The sequence below is a fragment of the Sphingomonas sp. GW821-FHT12D09 genome (genome assembly GCF_058807215.1).
The window spans coordinates 1,947,100-1,967,549 of sequence record NZ_JBXAQL010000001.1 but is presented as its reverse complement, the minus strand read 5'-3'; the positions used below and the strand labels follow the sequence as shown (position 1 = coordinate 1,967,549).

Below are 20,450 nucleotides of genomic sequence, written 5' to 3'. Positions count from 1 at the left end.
CAACTATTGCGATCGCGCAACAAAAACCCGCCCGGATAGGCTCCGGGCGGGGTATTTTTGCTTCGTTTCGGCGCTGGTCAGCCGGCGGCGTGGGCCGCCAGTGCCGCGAGCAGCAGCAGCGCCACGATGTTGGTGATCTTGATCATCGGGTTCACGGCCGGCCCCGCGGTGTCCTTGTAGGGATCGCCCACGGTGTCGCCGGTCACGGCTGCCTTATGTGCTTCCGATCCCTTGCCGCCGTAATTGCCGTCTTCGATATACTTCTTGGCATTGTCCCAGGCGCCGCCGCCCGAGGTCATCGAGATGGCCACGAACAGTCCGGAGACGATCACGCCGAGCAGCATCGCGCCGACACAGGCGAAGCCCTGGGCCTGCCCCGCCACCGCGGTGATGATGAAGTAGATCGCGATGGGTGACAGCACCGGCAGCAGCGACGGGATGATCATTTCCTTGATCGCCGCCTTGGTGACGATGTCCACGGTGCGGGCATAGTTCGGACGGCTGGTGCCTGCCATGATGCCCGGATCGTCGCGGAACTGCGCGCGGACGTCCTCGACGACCGAACCCGCCGCACGACCGACGGCAGTCATGCCGAAGGCGCCGAACAGATAGGGCAGCAAGGCGCCGAGCAGCAGGCCGACGATCACGTAGGGATTGTTCAGGCTGAAATCGACGATGACGGTCGGGAAGAACTCCTTGAGGTCGGTGGTGTAGGCGCCGAACAGCACCAGCGCGGCGAGTGCGGCCGAGCCGATCGCATAGCCCTTGGTCACTGCCTTGGTGGTGTTGCCCACCGCGTCGAGCGCGTCGGTCTTGTGGCGGACTTCGTCGGGCAGGCCGGCCATCTCGGCAATGCCGCCGGCATTGTCCGTCACCGGGCCATAGGCGTCGAGCGCGACGACCATGCCGGCCAGCGCCAGCAGCGAGGTCGCGGCAAAGGCCACGCCGATGATGCCCGCGATCTGGAACGCCGCGATCACCGCGACGACGATGACGAGCGTCGGCAGCGCGGTCGATTCCAGCGAGATGGCGAGACCCTGGATCACGTTGGTGCCATGGCCGGTCACCGATGCCTTGGCGATCGACTTGACCGGGCGATAGTTGGTGCCGGTGTAATATTCGGTGATCCACACCAGCAGGCCGGTGACCGCCAGGCCGATCATCATGCAGTAGAACAGGCTCATGCCGGTGAACTGCGGGCCGGCGGCCAGGCCGAGCGCGGCTTCGGCGGAGACGGTGTCGCCTGCGTCGAGGAAGGCGCTCGGATCGACCGGCAGCGCGCCGATCACGGCGTGCATGTCGCCCAGCGTGTACTGGGTGGCGAACCAGATCGCCGGGATCGACAGGATCACCGTGGTCCAGAAGCCCTTGTACAGCGCGCCCATGATCGACTGGCTCTTGCCCAGGCGGACCATATAGGTGCCGATGATCGAGGTGATGATGCACACGCCGCCCACGATGAGGGGGAGCGCCATCAGCTTGAGCAGCTGCTCGGACGCCAGGTTCTTCACCAGCAGCGCGAGCGTGACCATGGTCAGGCCGATCGTCACGACATAGGTCTCGAACAGATCTGCGGCCATGCCGGCGCAGTCGCCGACATTGTCGCCGACATTGTCGGCGATCACGGCGGGGTTGCGGGGGTCATCCTCGGGGATGCCGGCCTCGACCTTGCCGACCAGGTCGGCGCCGACGTCGGCGGCCTTGGTGAAGATGCCGCCGCCGAGACGCGCGAAGATCGAGATCAGCGAGGCGCCGAACGCGAGCGCGGTGAGCACTTCGATCACCTTGCGGCTGTTCGGCGCTTCGCCGGCGACGCCGACCAGATACCAGAACAGCACGGAGATCGCGAGCAGGCCGAGGCCCGCCACCAGCATGCCGGTGATCGCGCCCGAGCGGAACGCAAGCGTGAGACCGCCCTGGAGCGAACCGCGTGCGGCTTCCGCGGTGCGGACGTTCGCGCGCACCGAGATGTTCATGCCGACAAAGCCCGCCACGCCCGAAAGCACCGCGCCGACGACGAAACCGATCGTCGAAAGCGTGCCCAGCGTGAAGAACATGATCACGGCAACGATCACGCCCACGATGGCGATCGTCATATATTGCCGGCCGAGATAGGCCTTGGCGCCTTCCTGGATGGCAGCGGCGATGCTCTGCATCTTCTCGTTGCCCGCCGGCGCCTTCAGCACCTGCTGGCTCGTCAACAAGCCATAAAGCACTGCGAGCACGCCGCAGGCTATGGCGATGTACACAATCGTCATGCGTTCAAGCCCTTCCCCTATTGGATATCGAGCCGCGCCGGTCTGTGTGCCGGATTAGTTAAAGGGCCCGGTATGGGGGAGGCTATCGAGCGCTTGGCTTCAGCGCAAGCCGCTCAGCGATGCTGGTAGCCAAGCGGGATTTCCGGGGCCTTGCCATCGAGCAGCAGCGCGGCACCGCCGCGCGCCGCCAGGCTGCCGATCCGGGCGGCCGGCACGGGCGGCGCGAAGTCCGCGGGCGCGGCGAAGAGCAGCTCGTAATCATCGCCCCAGGTGACCGCGCGCAGCGGGTCGGCCCCGGCCGCCAGCGGCACCCGGGCGAGCACGATCTCGGCGGTGCAGCCGCTCGCTTCGGCCATGCGGCTGGCATCGAGCAGCAGCCCGTCCGACACGTCCATCATCGCATGGACGTGCGGGGCGAGCGCGCGTCCGTCGGTGAGCCGGGGGCGGGGGCGCAGATAGGCGGTGCCGCTGCCGCTCTCGAAGCCCAGCATCGCGGCGCCGACCGGGCCGGTGATCCACAGCCCGTCACCGGGCCGCCCGCCGTCGCGGCGCGGAACCTGCGGCGTGGTGGCGCGGCCGATCGCAGTGCAGCCAAAGGTGGCGGGGCTCACCGAGATGGTGTCGCCGCCAAGCAGGGGCACGTCATATTCGGTGAGGACCGCGCGCAGCCCCTCGACGAAGCGCTCGGCACGCTCGACCAGCACCGCGCCGATCAGCACGCCCAGCGGCTCGGCGCCCTTGGCGGCGAGGTCCGACAGGTTCACCGCCACCAGCTTCCAGGCGATGTCGAACGGATCGGTGCCGGGACGGTAATGGACCCCCTCGGCGATCGCGTCGTGCGTCAGGACCAGGGTCTCGCCGCCGATCCGCAACGTCGCGGTATCGTCGCGCAGGCCTTCCGCTCCGGGATGGAGCGGCAAGGTGCGCAGCGCGGCAATGAACGCGGCTTCGTTCAACTCTCGAATCCCCCCTCGCGAAGCGGGGGAGGGGGACCATGCGGAGCGTGGTGGAGGGGGGCGCTCCGCAAGCGACGCGGCTCAGGGTTAAGCCCCCTCCGTCGCGCTGCGCGCGCCACCTCCCCCGCTTCGCGAGGGAGGAATGGGATCAACCCCGGACTTCCTTGGCGACGGCGTCGAGGATGCCGTTGACGAAGCCCTTTTCGCGGCGGTCGTAGAAGGCGTCGGTCACGTCGAGATACTCGCTGATCGCGGCGCCGACCGGCACGTCCTTGCGCGCCATCAGCTCATAGGTGCCGGCGCGCAGGATCTGGCGCATCGGCTTGTCGAGCCGGTCGAGCGTCCAGTCGGCGGTCAGCTTGGCGGCGATGATCCGGTCGATCTCCTCCCGGCGCTCGTGCACGCCGACGACGATATCGTCGAAGAAAGGAATGTCCGCCTCGGCATATTCCACGTCCTCGATCGTCGCGCCCAGCCGGTGCTGGTGGAATTCGTGGAGCAGCGCGGGAATCGAGGTCGCTTCCATCTCATGCTGATAGAGCGCCTGCACGGCAGCGAGGCGCGCGGCGGCGCGGGCCTTGGAACGGGACTTTGCGGTAGGGCTAGGCATGGCGCGCAGATAGGCGCGTGCGGCGCCAAAGGCAAAGGGGTGCGATCAACTAGGCCGAAAGCCCTGCATCTACTCCTTAGTCATGCTGAACTTGTTTCAGCATCCAACCCTCCACCAGCGATATCGCCTGCGGCACGTTGGACCCTGAAACAAGGTCAGGGTGACGGGGTATTTAACCCCGCGGCCAGCGCCTGAGCGGCGTCCGCGCGGCATATTCGCGGCTCTCGGCATTGCCCGCCTGCACCTCGATGACATGCTCCGGGCCGAACGGAAGCTCTGTGCCGAGCCAGAACTCGTCATTCTCGTCGATGTCGGGTTCATTATCGAGCAGCCCGAAATAGCTGTCGCCCGCCACTTCGCGCACCACCACCCACATCCGGTCGACGATCGGCTCCTCGTTCTCCTCGACCGCGATGACGAAGATCAGCTTGGCGAAGTCGCCGGGCTCCAGCCCGCGCCGCGCCGCTTCGTCGGGAATGTCGAAGGTCTCCGCTTCGAGCTGGTGATAATCGACCGCGCTCTCGAGTGCCCAGCCATCCTCGTCCAGATCGGGTGCGCGCATCAATTGCTCCTCAGGCGAATGGCGACCGACTCGGCATGCGCCGGCAGGCCTTCGGCATGGGCGAGCGCGACGGCGGCAGGGCCGATCGCTTCCAGCCCTTCCTTGTCGAGCGACAGGAAGCTGGTCCGCTTCATGAAGTCGAGCACCGACAGGCCCGAGGCGAAGCGCGCCCGGCGGCCGGTGGGCAGCACATGGTTCGGCCCCGCGACATAATCGCCCACCGCCTCGGGCGTGTAGCGGCCGATGAACACCGATCCCGCGTGGCGGACCATTTCGAACAGTCCCTCGGCCTGCTCGCAGGCAAGCTCTAGATGCTCCGGCGCCAGGCGATCGACCAGCGGCATCGCGGCGACGAGGTCGGGCACGACGATGATAGCGCCATTGGCATCCCAGCTGGCGCGCGCGGTCTTCTCGGTGGCGAGCTGCGTCAGCGCGCGCTCGACCGCTTCGGCAACCCGGTCGGCGAAGCCCGCATCGTCGGTGAACAGGATCGACTGGCTGGTCGGGTCATGCTCCGCCTGGCTGAGCAGGTCGGCGGCGATCCAGTCGGCATCGTTCCTCGCGTCGGCGACCACCACGATCTCGCTCGGCCCGGCGACCATGTCGATGCCGACCACGCCGTAGAGCTGGCGCTTGGCCTCGGCGACCCAAGCATTGCCGGGGCCGGTGATCACGTCCACCGGCGCGATCTTGTCAGTCCCGTACGCGAGCGCGGCGATCGCCTGCGCTCCGCCGACGCGCCAGATCTCGTCGACGCCGGCGAGATGCGCGGCAGCCAGCACCAGCGGGTTGATCTCGCCATTGGGCGTGGGCGTCACCATCACCAGCCTGCCGACACCCGCTGCCCGCGCCGGCAGCGCATTCATCAGCACCGAGCTCGGATAGGCCGCCCGCCCGCCGGGGACATAGATCCCCGCGGCATCGACTGCCCGCCAGCGCGCACCCAGACGGATGCCGACGTTGTCGATCTCGTCGCGATCCTCGGGCTTCTGCTTGGCGTGATAGGTCGCGATCCGCTCGGCCGCGAGCTCGAGCGCGTCGCGCAGCTCGGGGGTGAGCCCCTCCCAGGCGACGAGGCAATCGGCGCGGTCGATCTTCCAGCCCTGGGTATCCAGGTCGAACTTGTCGAAGCGCTGGGTCAGGTCGCGCAGCGCGGCATCGCCTTCGGTGCGGACGCGCGTGATCATCGCGGTCACGTCACGGGCGACATCCTCGTCGGCTTCGCGCCGCGCGTTGACCAGCTCGGTGAACGCCGCGGCGAACCGCGCGTCGGTGAAGGTAAGGCGGATCATTGCGCCACCGCCTTGCGGAACTTGTCGACCAGCGGGACGACTTCGGTGGCGCGCATCTTGAACGCCGCGCGGTTGACCACCAGCCGCGATGTCACCTCGGCGATCACCTCGACTTCGACCAGCCCATTCTCCTTGAGCGTCCGTCCCGAGGAGACAAGGTCGACGATGCGCGGCGCCAGCCCCAGCACCGGCGCCAGCTCCATAGCGCCGTTGAGCTTCACGCACTCGGCCTGCACGCCACGCGCCTCGAAATGGGCGCGGGTGATGTGCGGGTATTTGGTGGCGACGCGGACATGGCTCCATCCGCGCGGATCGTCCTTCTCGGCCAGGTCGGCCGGCTCGGCGACCGAGATGCGGCAATGGCCGATGCCCAGGTCCACCGGGGCGTAGAGCTCCGAATAATCGAACTCGGCGAGCACGTCCGACCCGACGATGCCCAGCTGCGCGGCGCCATGCGCGACGAAGGTCGCCACGTCGAAGGCGCGCACGCGGATCAGGTCGATCGCGGGTGTGTTGGTCTTGAAGCGCAGCGCGCGCGAGCTCTCGTTCGCGAAGTCGGGCTCGGGGATGATGCCGACGCGCGCGAGCAGCGGCAGCGCCTCTTCGAGGATGCGCCCCTTGGGGACGGCAAGGATCAGCGGTTCGGCCATGGAAGCCGGGGCTTTACTCGGGGCACCTTCAAGGCGCAACAGACCCGCCGCGGAGGTATTTCTTGTGGCCAGTGAAGAGACCAACCGGGGCGCGTTCAAGATCCAGGAATTCTATTGCCGCAAGATGGAGGCGCCGATCTATGCCGATATCTGCGCGGCGCTGGCCGAGGGGCTGGATCGTGGCAGCGCAACCGGCCGCCGCGTGCTCGACTGGCCGGGCGAGCCGACCCGCGACGCGCTGCCGCTGCGGCTGATCGGCGGACTGCACGCGCTTGTGCTGGCAAATGCGGACGCGGAGCTGGCCGAGGTCTTTGCCGGGCAGGTGCGCGCGGAGGCGCTCAACCGCGTGCTGGCGCGCAACGACGCGGCCTTGCTCCCCTGGCTCGATGGGCCGCCCCAGACCAACGAGCCGGGTCGCTCGGGTGCGCTGATCGTCGGCCTGATCGAAGTCGCGCGGCGGCTCGGGCCCAGACTGGAGATCCTCGAGATCGGATCGAGCGGCGGGCTCAACCTGCTGATCGACCGCTATCGCTTCGATCTGGGCGGGGCGATGCTCGGCCCGGCAGATTCTCCCGTCACTATCGCGCCTGCCTGGCTCGGCGATCCGCCCGAGCTGCCGCCGCTGGAGATCGTTTCCACCCGCGGCTGCGACGTGGCGCCGCTCGACGTAACCGATCCCGCCGTCGAAGCGCGGCTCTCCGCCTATGTCTGGGCCGAGACGCCGATGCGGCTCGAACGGCTGAAGCGCGCGATCGCGATGATCCGCGGGAAGGGCGTCGACCTGGAGTGCGCCGATGCCGCCGATTGGGTCGAGGCGCGTCTTGCCGAGCCGCAGGCGGAGGGCGTGACGCGGGTGCTGATGCACTCGGTCGTCTGGCAGTATGTCCCCGACGCCAGCACCGCCCGCATCCGCGCAGCGATGGAAGCTGCCGGTGCGCAGGCCAGTGCCGAGCGCCCGCTCGCCTGGGTGGCGATGGAGCCCGACCGCGCGCTCGGCGAACAGGTGGTGAGCGTCCGAACCTGGCCCGATGGCGGCCCGCGCGTGGTGGTCGCCACCGCCCACGCCCATGCCGCCTGGGTCCGCCCGGGCGAGGAACGCTCGAGCGAGCAGGGCATCCTCCTCGATGCGGCGGCCGAGGTGCGGCTATGAAATCGACCAATTATCGCGACACGCTGATCACCGCTTCGTCGGACAGCCCGGTGTCGGCGGGTACCATCCCTGAAAAGGCCGGCGCGGTGGCGGCGGTCCAGCACGCGCTGCTCGCCAGGCCCTATGCGATGACCAGCGACGACCTGCTCCATGCGGCGCACTCGGCGCGCGGCGGGGAGAAGAGCCGCGACGAATTCTTCGCCAAGCCGCAAGCGTGTCTCCGCGCTTCGCCGCTGGTGAAGCAATATGGCTGGGGCGTGCATCACGATGCCGAGGGCCGCATTGCGCTGCTCGGGATGGAGAGCGCGGCATATCGCCAGCTGCTCGACGATCCGGCGGTCAAGAAGACGCCGGGGATGCGGCGTAAGCGCTAGGCCGTAGACCGACAAACCCGAATGGTCGTTCCCGCCCCAATTGCGGCCGTTCGCTTATTTGAGTCAGCGCGGATCAGGCGAGCGGTCGAGACGCTTCGCCCAGCGGCTCCCCAGGTGCATCATCGGCAGTTCAACGAAATGATATAGCAACCACGAGAAGCCGAAGGTGAGTGGGAAGAACAGCACGATCTTTCCCAACATCGACACGCCAAGGACTGGCCGCATCCAATCGATCACCGGGCCGTGGACGAGGTACAGTGAATAGGCGAGCAGACCGACGGCAGGCAGCCCGGGAATAACCATGCGCCGCGGGCGGAATATGAGGGCGGCGATGATCCCGCAGGTCGCAAGCCCCGCGGCGGTCAATTCCCACCACCAAATTATCGAACTCATCTGCGGGATAAACAGCAGCGCCGCGATGACGAGCCAACCGATATACCAGCCCCAATTCCAATGCCTGCTGCTGAACCATTCTAGCCGATGCCGTTCGGCATATGCGAGCAAGCTACCCAACCCCATGCTGGTCCCGCAATAGAAAATGCTCATCCCATTGTTAATGTCGATGCCAAGTAGCGCGAGGACGAGAGAGGAAAGAACGACACAGGCGGCGATTAAGAGCATGCCTCGCTTCGCTCCAAGCAACAGCATACCGATCGGGAGTAACAGATAAAATTGTACCTCGACGTGCACGGACCATAGGATGCCGATTCCAATGCCCAGTGGCTCCCAATGCTCCGGTCGCCAGAACAACATAAGACCGGGTATCGCATCCACAAATAATGGCAGGCGGCTCGGTACCCAAATTGCAATGATGGCGGCTATAGCTGCCATGGTCACGACGAAAGCGGGATAAAGTCGAAGCGCGCGCCGAAGCAGGAATGCCGCAGCCGCGCGGTACGATAGATGGTCGGCCTGGAGCAGCTTCGAGGCGGTCAGGTAACCCGATAGCGCGAGAAACACGCCAACCCCCGCACCGCCTCCCGGGAACCACGGATCGTATGTATGGACCGCGAGAACGAACAGGATGGCCACGCCGCGGACCTGATCCAGCCCGCGATTGCGATGCCCGCGATCGACATCTTCCGCGAGGTGGGACGGCGCGGGTTCAGTCTGCACGGTCTTGGGCGATGGAGGATCCGAGCACGGTGATCATCGCCGGCGTGTCTTTGTGGATCGCCACGAACGGGGTGAACAGGAGCTCGCTTCCCGAACTATCGCGGACGGCTTCAAGGTGTGCCAGCAGCGAGGCCGGGGTGACAGGCTGGGCAGTGCCTTCGTCGTCAATGAACATGAGCGCCACCATTTGCCCAGCGTGCCGGGAAGTCAAATTCCCTCAGGGCAGGGTTGCGAGCGAAGAAGCCCGTGCGGAATGGAATTTGTCCCGGATAGGGCGCTCGTCTTGGAATGGCGGCTTTCCACCGAATCTCAGCCATTGACGGCTATGCGTTTCCGGCCTGATCCTCCATCGCTGGGGTGCCGGACAGACAATCCTTGCAATGTAGGATTTCGTCTGTTGCTGTAGCCCCATGGCCATGCCACAGGCAGCGCGATTCCGGCCCCTCTCGGATCGCAGCGCCAGGCAAGCCGGCAAAGTGAACGATTTGCCTCGACTCCCTTCACTTTGCCGCCGGCGCCCGCGTCAGGCCAGCCACTCCAGGATCGCCTCGGTCACCAGCTCGGGCTTCTGCCAGGGCACGAAATGCCCGGCATTTGCGATGCGGACCAGCGTCAGGTCCGGCACCAGCGCGTCCAGCCCTTCGAGCTGGCAAGGCAGCAGCGCCGTGTCCTGCATCGCCCAGATCACCAGGGTCGGCTGGGTGACGGGTGGGAAGGGCGCGTCGAGCCAGGGCGGTCGCGCCGGCGTCTCGTCGAGGCCGGGCACCAGGATCGCGCTGGCGCGGTACCAGTTGAGCATCGCGGTCATCGCGCCGGGCTCGCTCCAGTCGGCGAGATAGGCTGGCTTTTCCGGCGCGAGCAGTTCGGTATCGGCATGCTTGGCGAAGCTGGTGTCGAAGAATGCCTCCAGGCCCATCCGATCGATGAACTTCTCGAAATCCGGGTTGCGGAAGGCGGTGATGTACTGGCTCGCCGCGCGCTGGGCGCGATCGTCGAACAGGCTGCGCTGGAAGGCGAGCGGGTGCGGCGCGTTGACGATGATCAGCCGAGCGATGCGCTGCGGGTTCTGGAGCGCCGCCATCCAGGCGATGGCGCCGCCCCAGTCATGCCCCACCAACGTGAACGGCCCGATGCCGAGATGATCGGCGAGCGCGAGCAGGTCCGCCACCGGCTTGTCGGGCGTGTAGCTTGCCACGCCCTTGGGCCTGGAGGAGCCGCCGAAGCCGCGCTGGTCGGGCGCGATGACGTAATGGTCGCGGGCCAGCGCCGGGATCTGGTGGCGCCAGGTCCGGTGCGACTCGGGAAAGCCGTGGAGCAGCACGATCGGCGGATTGGCAGGGTCGCCGGCAATGGCGACGTTCAGCTCCACCCCGGTGGGCAGTGCGATACGCTGGAGTTCGAACTCGGCCATGGCGCCTCTCCTGTTTTGGCGGAGCCTAGCGATCATGGGCCGTCCCGCAAGCGGAGCCGATCGCCGGGGCGCACGTTGACCGGGCGAGAAGGAGAGAGACATGCTTGCCTTGCTGCCATGGATGCTCGGGCTCGCCATGCCGGCGGACGGGTTCGTCTCCACCGATCTGAACGGCGTGGACGGCGCGGTGCTGGAGCTGCTCGGTCCCGGTTTCATCGGCGCGCCGCGGCCGGGGAAGCTGGCCTATAGTTGCCCGAAATGCGCGAGCGAGCCGATCCTGGGTATCGAGATCGGTCGCCAGGCGGACGGCACCGAGCAGCGCGTCCGCTCCGGCCAGACGAAGATCGCAGACCTGGAGAAACAGTGCCAGGCGCGCAGCCCCGAATGCCGGCTGAAACCGCTCGATGTCGCGCCGGCGGTTGGCTGGGTAAGCAGCTACGGCCTTGGGCGCAGCAAAGGCGCGACGGCGATCCTGATCCGGAACGGCGACCTGCTGACGATCCGCTCGGTCGCCAACGACGCCGCCACCGCGCGCGGCACTATCGACAAGGTGCTGCCCCTGCTCCGCATGCGCGTCATCGGGAAGTGAGCGGCCGCTTGCCCTTGGTCCGGCTGGTGAGGTGGTACTGAAAGCACCGGTCGCAGCGATAGGGGCGCAGCTCCCAGCCGCTCTTCGCGATCGCCGCCAGCGCTTCCTCGCGCGAAGGGTAGCGCGCCTTGCGCCGGCAGACGCTGAGCTTCGTGCTAGGGATAGCTCACCGTCTTGGGCACTTCGGGGATCGGGATGAATTCCTTGTCGTCGCCCGGCACCTTGGGGAAGTTGCCTGCCTTCCAGTCTTCCTTGGCCTGGTTGATCCGGTCGCGGCTCGACGAGACGAAGTTCCACCAGACGTGGCGCGGCGTGGCGAAATCCTCGCCGCCGCACAGCGCGATGCGGCCGCCGCCGCCGGAGCGCAGGATCGCAGTGATGCCGGGGCGCAGGACGTAGAGCGTGGCGACTTCCATCTCGATGCCGTCGATGCTGGCATCGCCATATGCCAGGTAGATTGCCCGCTCGTCCGCCGAAGGGTCGATCGGCACCGCGCCGCCCGCTTCCAGCGCGATGTCGGCATAGATGGTCTGGGCATAGGTCGTCGTCGGCGCCTTCACGCCCCAGAGCTCGCCCATGATCACCCGGCAGCGCGCGCCCATATCCTCGACGATCGGCAGGTCCGCGGCACCGACATGTTCGAAGGCCGAGTTGATTTCCTCCTGCGCCTCGGGGAGCGCCAGCCAGGTCTGGATGCCCGAAAGCTCCGGCCCCTTCGCGCGCTCGGCGCTGGGCGAGCGCTCGGAATGGACGATGCCGTGGCCGGCGGTCATCAGGTTCACCGCCCCCGGCTCGATCGTCGCGAAGGTGCCGAGCGAGTCGCGATGATCGATCGCGCCGGCGTAGAGATAGGTGACTGTGGCCAGGTTGATGTGCGGGTGCGGGCGCACGTCGATGCCGGTGCCGACCGTCAGCCGCGCCGGTCCCATCTGGTCGAAGAAGATGAACGGCCCGACCATCGTCCGCGGCTTGGACGGCAGCGTGCGGTGAACCTTGAAGCCGCCCAAATCATGGGTGGTCGGCGTGATGATCTGGGTGAAAAGCTCGTCGGTCATGGTGGCCCTCTCGTCCCCGAATGCATAGCTCGGGGCGTGTGGGACGGACAGCACCAGTTTGGAAACCTACCCTTTCGGGTTGATGGCGAGTCAGCCGGCGTCGAGCTCTGGATAATGGCGGAAGATGCCCTGGGTGTTGAAGGCGATGCGGCGATCGCTGGCGAGATAGGCAGCGATGCCCGGAAGGTCGGCGACCCGGTCATGGATAGCGATCAGCTTGGAGTAATCGCCCTCGATCGCCGCCATGCGCCTCGGAAACATGTAACGCAGCCCCTCGATCAACTGGAAGATCGAGGTGTCGCCATAGCTCCAGCGATCGCCTGCCAGCCATTCGCCTTCGACCGAGCGCTCGAACCAGCCGAGGAACTTGGGCATGCGCTCCCCGCGGAATTCCTCGGCGAAGCGCGCCGCCTCGGCCTTCTGGTCCTCGTAGTAGAGCGCGACGCCCACCGGGTGGTGGACCTGGTGCACCTCGGCGACGAAATCGGCGATGGTGAGCTGGACCTCGTGCAGCCAGGTACGCGTCGTCGCGTCCTCGGGTGCCAGCCCATGCCGCTCGCCCAGCCACAGCAGGATGTTGGCGACCTGCGCGATCACCTGGTCGCCAGTGTCGAGATAGGGCGGTGCGAAGGGCGGGCGGTCCGTCCGCGCCTTCAGGTCGGCGATCAGCTTGTCGCTGCCTTGCTCGCGGGCGACATCCTGATAGGCGATGCCCGCCGCCTCCATCGCCAGCCGGACGAACTCGCCCCGACCCTGGATTTCGGCCCAGTACCAGAGCTTGTACGCCATGCTTATTCTCCCGGTGCGCGGGCCTTGATCGCAAGCGCGTGGATGCGCGAGGCGAGCAGGTCGGCGAGCGCGGCGTTGATCATCCGCTGCCGCTGAACGCGCGAAAGTCCTTGAAAGGCCCCGCTCTCGACCACCACGGTCCAGTGCGATTCGCCCGTCCCGTCGTCGCCGAGATGGCCGCTATGGTGGTGGCTGTCGTTGATCACTTCGAGATGCGCCGGGGAGAGCGCGGCGATCAGACGGGCGGTGATAATCTCGGCGAGTCCGCCGCTGGCAGGGTCGTTCATCGCGCCTATATAGGCGGTTTGCTCGAGGGAGGTAGCGTTGGCCGACGGCCAGCAGAAGAAAGACAGGCCCAATGCGCGGTTCCATGGCCGGGTCGAGGCGCCGGGTCGGCTTTGTGCCGAGCCGGGGTGCGGCGAGCCGGGCGAATTCCGTGCGCCGATGGGGCATACGCGGGGCGGATATGACGGGCCGGGCGAGTTTCGCTGGCTGTGCCTCGATCACGTCCGCGCGTTCAATTCGGGGTATAATTTCTTCAAGGGAATGAGCCCGGACGAGATCCACGACGCCCAGCGGCCCTATGCCGGATGGGAGCGCGAGACGCGTGCCTTTTCCGGCAATGGCGGCGCCGACCGCCCGCCGCGCTGGGCCGACTTCGCCGACCCGCTCGATGCGATCGGCGCGCGGTTCCGCGACCGGATGAAGGACCGCGCCGAGCGCAAGGACGGCAGGCCGCTTACGGGCCAGGAGCGCGAGGCGCTCAAGGTGCTCGACCTCGAGATCGACACCGACCGCACCACGCTGCGCAAGCGCTATTCGGAGTTGGTGCGGAGGTACCACCCCGACCGCAATGGCGGCGACCGCAGCCATGAAGGCCGGCTCCAGCGGGTGATCGAGGCGTATCAGGCGCTGAAGGGCTCACCGGCCTTCGCCTAGCGCGTGTTCACCGCCAGCTGGTCGGCGAACGCCCGCCGATAGGCGGGCCGCGCCTCGGCGCGGGCCACGTATGCGGCAAGGGTCGGGAATTCGTCGAGAATGCCCGAGGGTCGTGTCCGCAGCAGCACCGAGGCCATCATCAGGTCGCCCGCGCTGAAGTCGCCATCGAGCCATTCGCTATCGCCGAGCCGCGCGGCGAGTTGCATCAGCCGGTCGCGGATGCGCGCCTGGACCAGCGGCAGGCGTTCCTCGGCCCAGGGCCTGTCGCCCTCGACGAATCGGACGGTCACCAGCTCGAGGATCGGCGGCTCGACCGTGCTCAGCGCGGCGAACATCCAGGTGATCGCCCGCGCCCGCGCATCGGGGTCGTCCGGCAGCAGCCCGGCATGGCGATCGGCGATGTGGAAGACGATCGCGCCCGTCTCGAACAGCGCGAGATCGCCTTCCTCATAGGTCGGGATCTGGCCGAAGGGATGCACCGCCAGATGCGCCGGCTGCTTCATCGCCGCGAAGGAGACCAGCCGGACGTCATAAGGCTGGCCCACTTCCTCCAGCGCCCAGCGCACCCGCGTGTCGCGCGCCAGCCCCTTGCCGCCGTCGGGCGAGCGCTCGAAGGCGGTGATCGTGATCGTCATCCGCGCTTTTCCGGCGAGACGAGGCCGCAGATCACGCCTTCGGGATCGACGATGTGGAGCGTCCATTCGCCGCCGGGCACTTGGTGCGGGCCCATCACCACCTTGCCGCCGCCTGCCTCGACCTTGGCCCGGGCCTCGGTGATGTCGGGCACGCGGAAATAGAAGCCCCAGCCGGCAGGTGCGCCGGGGGGCGCCTTCATCACCGCGCCGACCGCCTCGCCCTTGCTGTCGCCATTGGCGATGAAGGTGTAGTCGCCCAGCTCGCCCATCGGCATCGAGCCGGCCGCGGTGATGTTGAACAGCTTCCCGTAGAAATCGAGCGCCGCGGCGTCGTCCGACGTGCGCAGCTCGTTCCAGCTGACATGGCCGAGGCCGGTGCGCTGATAGGCCGTGCTGCTCGCACCCTCGGTCGCTCCGCGCATCACATAGAAGGGATTGCCCTGCGGATCGGTGACCATGGCGAGCCGGCCGATGCCGGGGATGTCGAAGGCAGGCAGATGGACCTGCCCGCCAGCCTCGACCACCGCCGCGACCGAGGCATCGACGTCATCGACGCCGATATAGCCCAGCCAGGTCGGCTTGGCGCCGCCCGCCAGCATGTCGGCATTGAGCTGCATCACCCCGCCCGCCGCGCCGTCGGCGGCGTTGATCATGCGATAGTCCATGCCGCCCGGCGCGGGCTGGGCGTCGATGTTCCAGCCGACCACCGAGTCATAGAACGCCTTGGCCTTGGCCGCGTCCTTTGTCAGCAGCTCGTACCAGATGAAGCTTCCATGCGCGTTCACTTGCCGTCTCCCGCAGTGTCGACAATCGGCTCGAAGCCGCCCCAGAACATCCGCTTGCCGTCGAACGCCATGTCCTCGCCCGGCTTCATCCGCTCGTCGGCCATCACCTTCTCCCAGCCGGCGTCGCGCGCCTCCTTCGATGGCCATTCGATCCAGGAGAAGACGACATTCTCGCCCTCCTCGGCCTTCACCGCCATATAGAAGTCGGTGGTCTTGCCGCGGGGCACGTCATGGCCCCAGCCCTCGACCACGCGGATCGCGCCATGCTCGATGAAGATGGGCGCGGCCTTGGCCGCCATTTTGCGATAGGCTTCCCGATCGGGCGCGGGTGCCACGAAACCGTCGATATAGCGCATGCTCTGTCTCCTCAGCCCTTGGCCGCGGCTTCGATTGCCGCGATGTCGATCTTCTTCATCGTCATCATCGCCTCGAAGCCGCGACGCGCGGCTTCGGGATCGTCACCGAAGTTGATCTCGATCAGCCGGCGCGGGGTGATCTGCCAGTTGAAGCCCCATTTGTCCTTGCACCAGCCGCACATGGACTCCGCGCCGCCATTGCCGACGATGGCGTTCCACAGCCGGTCGGTCTCTTCCTGGTCCTCGGTCAGGATCTGGAAGGAGACGCTCTCGTTCGGTTTGAAATTGGGGCCGCCGTTGAGCCCGGCATAGCTCCGCCCGGCCAGGGTGAACTCGACGACCAAAGCCGCGCCTTCCTTGCCACTCGGATTGTCGCCCGGCGCGCGGTACACCTTGCCGACATGGCTGTCGGGCAGCAGCGAGACGTAGAAGTTCGCCGCTTCCTCCGCGACATGGTCGAACCAGAGTACGGTCGTGATCTTGTCTGCCATCGGTCCTCTCCTTTGGACTCTGAATTACGCGGCGATCGGGATCAGCGCGCGGACGCGGGGATCGCGGAACCACACTCCGCCCCAGGCGATCACGCCCAGATAAACGCCGAACAGCGTATGGCTGAACAACGGGCTGCCGACGCGGAAGTGCATTGCGACGGCGCCACCCAGATACCCGGTGAGCAGGATCGCGCCGAGCACCGCGGTGCGCGGGACTGCATAGAGCAGCGCGCAGACCGCCAGGATCACGCCCAGCTGCTGGTAGAGCCCGACTTCGGCGGGAATGCCGAGCGGCGGGCTGTTGGCGATCATCATCGCCGGCGCGAGCAGCTTGCCGCCGGCGTCCATTGCCAGGAACAGGAGGACCAGGCCGCTCAGCACCCAGCCGATGATGCGATCCCGCTTCACGGGCTCAGGCCGGCTCATGCGCGGGGCCTTCGGGGAAGGCAGCCATCGCGGCTTCCAGGTCCATGAACATCGGCTCGAAGATATGGCCGTCCGGATCCTCGAAGCTGCGGCCGTACATGAAGCCCATGTCCTGCTTCTCGCGGATATCGGCCTTTCCGCCGGCCTTGCCCGCCGCCTCGACGATCGCGTCCACCGCCCCGCGGCTGTCGCGCGAGATGCAGATCAGCGCCTCGGTCACCGCATGCGCATCGGCGATGGGCTTGGGCGTGAAGGTCTGGAAGAAGTCGCGACTCAGGATCATGAACACGATCTCTTCGCTCAGCTGCATCGCCGAGGCCTGCTCGTTGCTGAAGCGCGCATCCTTGGTGCAGCCGATCGCCTCGTAGAAGGCAGTCGACTTGGCCACGTCGCTGACGGGCAGGTTGACGAAGATCATCTGGGGCATCGTTTTCTCTCCTGGGTATCGTTCAGTAGGTGAGGGACGGGTACCAGTCGGCCGCCCGGCCTTCGGGGTTGAATCGAGAATGGTCCACAGCGGCATCAGGTCGGGCGCACCGCGCGGATCCTGGCCGGGATCCGCGGTCTCTCCGCCCATCTCGCCTGCCCAGAACAGGCGGATCGCGCCGTCCCTGCGGGTGAAGATCATGAATTGCGGGATGTCGCCGCCATCGGGTGCGATCGACTGATAGTCGCGGCTGAAATCCTGGCTCGTGTCCGAATAGAGCGGGAGGTGCTGCCAGCCGCGCTCGGCCTTGAAGGCCTTGAGCTTGTCGATCGAAGAGCGTGCGACCACCGCCAGTCCCGCACGCTGTAGGATATCGGGGACTTCGCCGTCCCAAGCCGAGAGAAGCGAAGTGCACATCGGGCAAGGGCGCTCGCGCTGCGGGCCGAACATATAGGTGTAGACCACCAGCGTATCGTGCTTGCCGAACAGATCGGCGAAGCGGACCTGCCCGTCCTCGCCCTGGAAGACATAGTCGCCGGTCACTTCCGGACCCGGCGGCAATGCGCGGCGCTGCTCGGCGACGGCCTCGATCTGCCGGCGCAGCGCGATCTCCCGCGCGAGCAAAGCGGTGCGCGCTGCCCGATATTCCGGGCTCTCATTCGGCCAGCGCACCGTCTCACGCGCGGCCAGGTCTTCGGCGGGAACCAGTGCCATCGGAATAAACCTCCGCTTTGGTCGGTCTGCGAATCGCTTGCTTGATCCTGATGCCCGATGTGGTTATTAAAAGCAACTATGGAGTCACAAAAAGTAACTAACGTGGATTTTGCGAAGGCGCGGCGCTGGTATCAGGATGCGTGCGGCACGGCGCTGGCGATGGATCTGATCGGCGAGCGCTGGTCGCTGCTGATCGTGCGCGAATTGCTCCTGGGCCCGCGCCGCTTCGGCGAGATCCGCGGCGCGCTCGAAGGGCTCAGCGCGAACGTCCTCACCCAGCGGCTCGAAGGCCTGGAGAAGGCGGGGATCATCCGCCGCAAGCAGCTGCCTTCGCCGGTCAACGCCCAGGTCTATGCGCTCACCCGCTGGGGTGCCGAGCTCGAGGAGCCGATCTTCGCGCTCAGCCGCTGGGCGGCGGGGTCGCCCGCGCACGACGTGACGCTGCCGCTCAGCAACGGTGCCTTCATGCTCTCGCTCAAGACGATGATGGCGCGCGATCCGGCGCGCGGCTTGTCGATCGACCTGGGCTTCCGCGTCGGCGGCGAGCCGTTCCGCGCGGCGATCGTCGATGGGCGGCTCGCGATCGAGCGCCGCGATCCAGCGGGGGCTGACGTGACCTTCGAGGGCGTGCCGACCCTGCTCGCCGCGACCTTCTACGGCCCGCTGCTGCTGGCCGAGTCGATCCGCGAGGGACGGGTGGCGGTCACCGGCGATGCCGCACTCGGCCAGCGCTTCGTCGACCTGTTCGGATTGCCGCGGTTCGAGAACGACTAGGTCCGCCTCACAATCACAGCCAGCCCCGCGAACCCAATACCGTCATCCCCGCGAAGGGGGTGGGGTTCGGCCTTGCAATGTAGGATTTCGCCTGCTTCATACTGGTGGATGCAAGCTGACTTCCCTTTCCGCACCGATCGCGCCGGCTACGGGCGCGAGCCCGAGAAGGGGAAATGGGGGCCCCCGTAGCGTATACTTCGTAAACTTCCGCGCGCCGCGTCGGGCCCGAATCGCCCGGGTGGCAGGGCTAGACCCGCCCGCAGAACCCAGGCTTGCGCTCGCCCATGTCCCAGCAGCCGTCGAGGATCATGGTCTTGAGCGTGCCGCAGGTCCGCTGCGGTCCGCACTGGCCGTCGGGATTGACCACCGAGCATTGCCGCGCGAGCAGCGCCGCCTTCTGCCAGCCGATCTTCGAGGCGCAGGTCGCGCCGTCGTCGCGCCAGTTCCAGCGCTTCTCTCGCGGCCGGTGATAGACCGGGCGCGGCCTGGGGCGCGGCGTCCATTCCGACGGTTCCGAATAGCGTACCGGCGCCCGCAAGTAGCGACGATAGGCCGTCGCGACGCAATCCGCGGTCTCGCAGGCGTCGCGCTCGCTAGCCAGCGCCTGAAGCTGCTGGCGCTGCACCCAGAGCTGCTGGCGGCTCGCACCCTGCCGGTCTTCCGCCCATTGGGTGGCCAGCGTGCGGTGCAGCCAGTTCAGGCCCTTGTTGTCGCAGATCAGCCACTGGCCGCGGCGCAGCGCGCCCTCGCAATAGGGTGTTGCGACCAGCCAGTCGGGCTCGCGATCGACCGGGCGGACTACCGGCGGGGGGCGGCGCGGGGGTGGGGGAGGCTGCTGGCCCCAGTCGCATGCCGCAAGCGGCGCGAGCAGCGCCAGGAACAACAGCTTCCTGTTCATCGTCTTCCCCAAAGGACAGAATCGGTGTTCACGCGCGACCGTTGCTTTGGCGTCATGATCCCATGAAAGCCGATTCGAGGAAAGGGCCTGCGACGGAACCCGCCCGTCGCGCGTTTTGCGCGATCCCCGTTGCAGTGCGGCACGGGAGCTTCTAGTCGCTCTCGCGACACAAGGATCCGAAGACGATGGCCGATATCCCCAACACCCAGCCCGACAGCCGGGAAACCACGATCCTCGACGCGCCGGACAAGATGGTGAAAGTGCGCGACCTGTTCGGGATCGACAGCGACCTGGAAGTGCCCGCGTTCAGCGAGGCCGACGAGCGCGTGCCCGACATGGACCCCGCATACGTGTTCGACGCGGACACCACCCTCGCGATCCTGGCGGGCTTCGCGCATAATCGCCGCGTGATGGTCCAGGGCTATCACGGCACCGGCAAGTCGACGCATATCGAGCAGGTGGCGGCGCGCCTGAACTGGCCGTGCATCCGCATCAACCTCGACGCGCATATCAGCCGTATCGACCTGATCGGCCGCGACGCGATCGTGCTGCGCGACGGCCAGCAGGTCACCGAGTTCCGCGAAGGCCTGCTCCCCTGGGCGCTGCAGACCCCGACCGCTCTGGTGTTCGACGAATATGACGCTGGCCGGCCGGACGTGATGTTCGTGATCCAGCGCGTGCTCGAGACCGAGGGCAAGCTGACGCTGCTCGACCAGAACCGCGTGATCCGCCCGAACCCCTATTTCCGCCTGTTCGCCACGGCGAACACGGTGGGCCTGGGCGACACCAGCGGCCTCTATCACGGCACCCAGCAGATCAACCAGGGCCAGATGGACCGCTGGAACATCGTGGTGACGCTCAACTATCTCCCCGCCGCGGTCGAGGCGCAGATCGTGCTCGCCAAGTCGGGCGATTTCGACAAGCCGGGCGGCAAGGAACTGGTCGAGAACATGGTCCGCGTGGCGGACCTGACCCGCAAGGGCTTCGTCAACGGCGACATCTCGACCGTGATGTCGCCCCGCACGGTGATCACCTGGGCGCAGAATGCCGAGATCTTCAAGGATGTTGGGTTCGCGTTCCGGTTGAGCTTCCTCAACAAGTGCGACGAGGCGGAGCGGCCGCAGGTGGCGGAATATTACCAGCGCGTATTCGGCAAGGACCTGCCCGAGAGCGTGGTCGGCAAGGCCTGAGGG

General features: G+C 66.9%; 25 protein-coding genes. 6 read left to right on the top strand and 19 right to left on the bottom strand.

Annotated features, from left to right (window positions below; genetic code table 11):
* Positions 1 to 77: 77 nt before the first annotated feature.
* From AC1RPL_RS08870 to hisG, 6 genes are all read right to left on the bottom strand, one after another.
* Complete coding sequence (locus tag AC1RPL_RS08870; RefSeq protein ID WP_493068877.1) at positions 78 to 2,258, bottom strand: sodium-translocating pyrophosphatase; 2,181 nt, start codon at positions 2,256 to 2,258, stop codon at positions 78 to 80.
* A 113-nt stretch (positions 2,259 to 2,371) separates the two neighbouring features.
* Positions 2,372 to 3,214 carry a thiamine-phosphate kinase gene (thiL, locus tag AC1RPL_RS08865; protein ID WP_493068876.1) on the bottom strand — a complete coding sequence of 281 codons (843 nt, stop codon included), beginning with the start codon at positions 3,212 to 3,214 and terminating at the stop codon, positions 2,372 to 2,374.
* Between the two features lie 148 nt (positions 3,215 to 3,362).
* Complete coding sequence (gene nusB / locus AC1RPL_RS08860) at positions 3,363 to 3,824, bottom strand: transcription antitermination factor NusB (RefSeq protein WP_493068875.1); 462 nt, start codon at positions 3,822 to 3,824, stop codon at positions 3,363 to 3,365.
* Positions 3,825 to 3,996: 172 nt separating this feature from the next.
* On the bottom strand, positions 3,997 to 4,386 hold the full coding sequence (locus AC1RPL_RS08855; RefSeq protein ID WP_493068874.1) for a hypothetical protein: 390 nt from the start codon (positions 4,384 to 4,386) through the stop codon (positions 3,997 to 3,999).
* On the bottom strand, positions 4,386 to 5,678 hold the full coding sequence (hisD, locus tag AC1RPL_RS08850; RefSeq protein WP_493068873.1) for a histidinol dehydrogenase: 1,293 nt from the start codon (positions 5,676 to 5,678) through the stop codon (positions 4,386 to 4,388). The genes AC1RPL_RS08855 and hisD overlap by 1 nt, the downstream gene beginning before the upstream one ends.
* Positions 5,675 to 6,328 (bottom strand): ATP phosphoribosyltransferase, encoded by a 654-nt coding sequence (gene hisG / locus AC1RPL_RS08845; protein ID WP_493068872.1) that lies wholly within the window; start codon positions 6,326 to 6,328, stop codon positions 5,675 to 5,677. The genes hisD and hisG overlap by 4 nt, the downstream gene beginning before the upstream one ends.
* Before the next feature lie 64 nt (positions 6,329 to 6,392).
* Between hisG and AC1RPL_RS08840 the strand changes: the two genes are divergently transcribed.
* Together AC1RPL_RS08840 and AC1RPL_RS08835 are read left to right on the top strand one after the other, a co-directional pair.
* The gene (locus tag AC1RPL_RS08840; protein WP_493068871.1) at positions 6,393 to 7,478 is read left to right on the top strand and encodes a DUF2332 domain-containing protein; all 1,086 of its coding nucleotides are present in this window, start codon (positions 6,393 to 6,395) and stop codon (positions 7,476 to 7,478) included.
* On the top strand, positions 7,475 to 7,852 hold the full coding sequence (locus AC1RPL_RS08835; RefSeq protein WP_493068870.1) for a DUF6157 family protein: 378 nt from the start codon (positions 7,475 to 7,477) through the stop codon (positions 7,850 to 7,852). The genes AC1RPL_RS08840 and AC1RPL_RS08835 overlap by 4 nt, the downstream gene beginning before the upstream one ends.
* Positions 7,853 to 7,915: 63 nt before the next feature.
* Here AC1RPL_RS08835 and AC1RPL_RS08830 read toward each other — a convergent pair whose 3' ends face one another.
* The 3 genes from AC1RPL_RS08830 to AC1RPL_RS08820 form a co-directional block, all read right to left on the bottom strand.
* Positions 7,916 to 8,968 (bottom strand): acyltransferase family protein, encoded by a 1,053-nt coding sequence (locus tag AC1RPL_RS08830; RefSeq protein WP_493068869.1) that lies wholly within the window; start codon positions 8,966 to 8,968, stop codon positions 7,916 to 7,918.
* The gene (locus AC1RPL_RS08825) at positions 8,958 to 9,143 is read right to left on the bottom strand and encodes a hypothetical protein (RefSeq protein WP_493068868.1); all 186 of its coding nucleotides are present in this window, start codon (positions 9,141 to 9,143) and stop codon (positions 8,958 to 8,960) included. The genes AC1RPL_RS08830 and AC1RPL_RS08825 overlap by 11 nt, the downstream gene beginning before the upstream one ends.
* A 348-nt stretch (positions 9,144 to 9,491) precedes the next feature.
* Positions 9,492 to 10,379: an alpha/beta fold hydrolase gene (locus AC1RPL_RS08820; RefSeq protein WP_493068867.1), complete on the bottom strand. Its 888-nt coding sequence runs from the start codon at positions 10,377 to 10,379 to the stop codon at positions 9,492 to 9,494.
* A gap of 100 nt (positions 10,380 to 10,479) precedes the next feature.
* On the opposite strand from AC1RPL_RS08820, the gene AC1RPL_RS08815 reads away from it, so the two are divergent.
* The gene (locus AC1RPL_RS08815) at positions 10,480 to 10,968 is read left to right on the top strand and encodes a hypothetical protein (protein WP_493068866.1); all 489 of its coding nucleotides are present in this window, start codon (positions 10,480 to 10,482) and stop codon (positions 10,966 to 10,968) included.
* 155 nt (positions 10,969 to 11,123) lie between these two features.
* Here AC1RPL_RS08815 and AC1RPL_RS08810 read toward each other — a convergent pair whose 3' ends face one another.
* The 3 genes from AC1RPL_RS08810 to AC1RPL_RS08800 form a co-directional block, all read right to left on the bottom strand.
* Positions 11,124 to 12,023, bottom strand: a complete 900-nt coding sequence (locus AC1RPL_RS08810) for a pirin family protein (protein ID WP_493068865.1) — start codon at positions 12,021 to 12,023, stop codon at positions 11,124 to 11,126.
* Between the two features lie 90 nt (positions 12,024 to 12,113).
* Positions 12,114 to 12,812 (bottom strand): glutathione S-transferase, encoded by a 699-nt coding sequence (locus AC1RPL_RS08805; protein ID WP_493068864.1) that lies wholly within the window; start codon positions 12,810 to 12,812, stop codon positions 12,114 to 12,116.
* A 2-nt stretch (positions 12,813 to 12,814) separates the two neighbouring features.
* On the bottom strand, positions 12,815 to 13,099 hold the full coding sequence (locus AC1RPL_RS08800; protein WP_493068863.1) for a BolA family protein: 285 nt from the start codon (positions 13,097 to 13,099) through the stop codon (positions 12,815 to 12,817).
* Positions 13,100 to 13,136: 37 nt separating this feature from the next.
* Here AC1RPL_RS08800 and AC1RPL_RS08795 point away from each other — a divergent pair, with 37 nt between their 5' ends.
* Positions 13,137 to 13,751 (top strand): J domain-containing protein, encoded by a 615-nt coding sequence (locus tag AC1RPL_RS08795; protein WP_493068862.1) that lies wholly within the window; start codon positions 13,137 to 13,139, stop codon positions 13,749 to 13,751.
* On the opposite strand, the gene AC1RPL_RS08790 is transcribed toward AC1RPL_RS08795, so the two are convergent.
* From AC1RPL_RS08790 to AC1RPL_RS08765, 6 genes are read right to left on the bottom strand one after another with little or no spacing between them, the layout of a single operon-like run.
* Positions 13,748 to 14,386 carry a glutathione S-transferase family protein gene (locus AC1RPL_RS08790; protein ID WP_493068861.1) on the bottom strand — a complete coding sequence of 213 codons (639 nt, stop codon included), beginning with the start codon at positions 14,384 to 14,386 and terminating at the stop codon, positions 13,748 to 13,750. The two genes, AC1RPL_RS08795 and AC1RPL_RS08790, sit on opposite strands and share 4 nt — an antisense overlap.
* Complete coding sequence (locus AC1RPL_RS08785) at positions 14,383 to 15,171, bottom strand: VOC family protein (protein WP_493068860.1); 789 nt, start codon at positions 15,169 to 15,171, stop codon at positions 14,383 to 14,385. Before AC1RPL_RS08785 ends, AC1RPL_RS08790 begins: the two co-directional genes overlap by 4 nt.
* Positions 15,168 to 15,527 carry a DUF1428 domain-containing protein gene (locus AC1RPL_RS08780; protein ID WP_493068859.1) on the bottom strand — a complete coding sequence of 120 codons (360 nt, stop codon included), beginning with the start codon at positions 15,525 to 15,527 and terminating at the stop codon, positions 15,168 to 15,170. The genes AC1RPL_RS08785 and AC1RPL_RS08780 overlap by 4 nt, the downstream gene beginning before the upstream one ends.
* Positions 15,528 to 15,538: 11 nt before the next feature.
* On the bottom strand, positions 15,539 to 16,018 hold the full coding sequence (locus AC1RPL_RS08775; protein ID WP_493068858.1) for a VOC family protein: 480 nt from the start codon (positions 16,016 to 16,018) through the stop codon (positions 15,539 to 15,541).
* 24 nt (positions 16,019 to 16,042) lie between these two features.
* On the bottom strand, positions 16,043 to 16,444 hold the full coding sequence (locus AC1RPL_RS08770) for a DoxX family protein (protein WP_493068857.1): 402 nt from the start codon (positions 16,442 to 16,444) through the stop codon (positions 16,043 to 16,045).
* Positions 16,431 to 17,585, bottom strand: coding sequence for a DUF899 family protein (locus tag AC1RPL_RS08765; protein ID WP_493068856.1), 1,155 nt, complete (start codon positions 17,583 to 17,585; stop codon positions 16,431 to 16,433). The genes AC1RPL_RS08770 and AC1RPL_RS08765 overlap by 14 nt, the downstream gene beginning before the upstream one ends.
* 102 nt (positions 17,586 to 17,687) lie before the next feature.
* Here AC1RPL_RS08765 and AC1RPL_RS08760 point away from each other — a divergent pair, with 102 nt between their 5' ends.
* A complete protein-coding gene (locus AC1RPL_RS08760) occupies positions 17,688 to 18,359 on the top strand; it encodes a winged helix-turn-helix transcriptional regulator (RefSeq protein WP_493068855.1) in 672 nt (223 codons plus the stop codon).
* Positions 18,360 to 18,606: 247 nt separating this feature from the next.
* Here AC1RPL_RS08760 and AC1RPL_RS08755 read toward each other — a convergent pair whose 3' ends face one another.
* Positions 18,607 to 19,257, bottom strand: coding sequence for a hypothetical protein (locus AC1RPL_RS08755; protein WP_493068854.1), 651 nt, complete (start codon positions 19,255 to 19,257; stop codon positions 18,607 to 18,609).
* 185 nt (positions 19,258 to 19,442) lie between these two features.
* On the opposite strand from AC1RPL_RS08755, the gene cobS reads away from it, so the two are divergent.
* On the top strand, positions 19,443 to 20,447 hold the full coding sequence (gene cobS, locus AC1RPL_RS08750; protein WP_493068853.1) for a cobaltochelatase subunit CobS: 1,005 nt from the start codon (positions 19,443 to 19,445) through the stop codon (positions 20,445 to 20,447).
* Positions 20,448 to 20,450 lie beyond the last annotated feature (3 nt).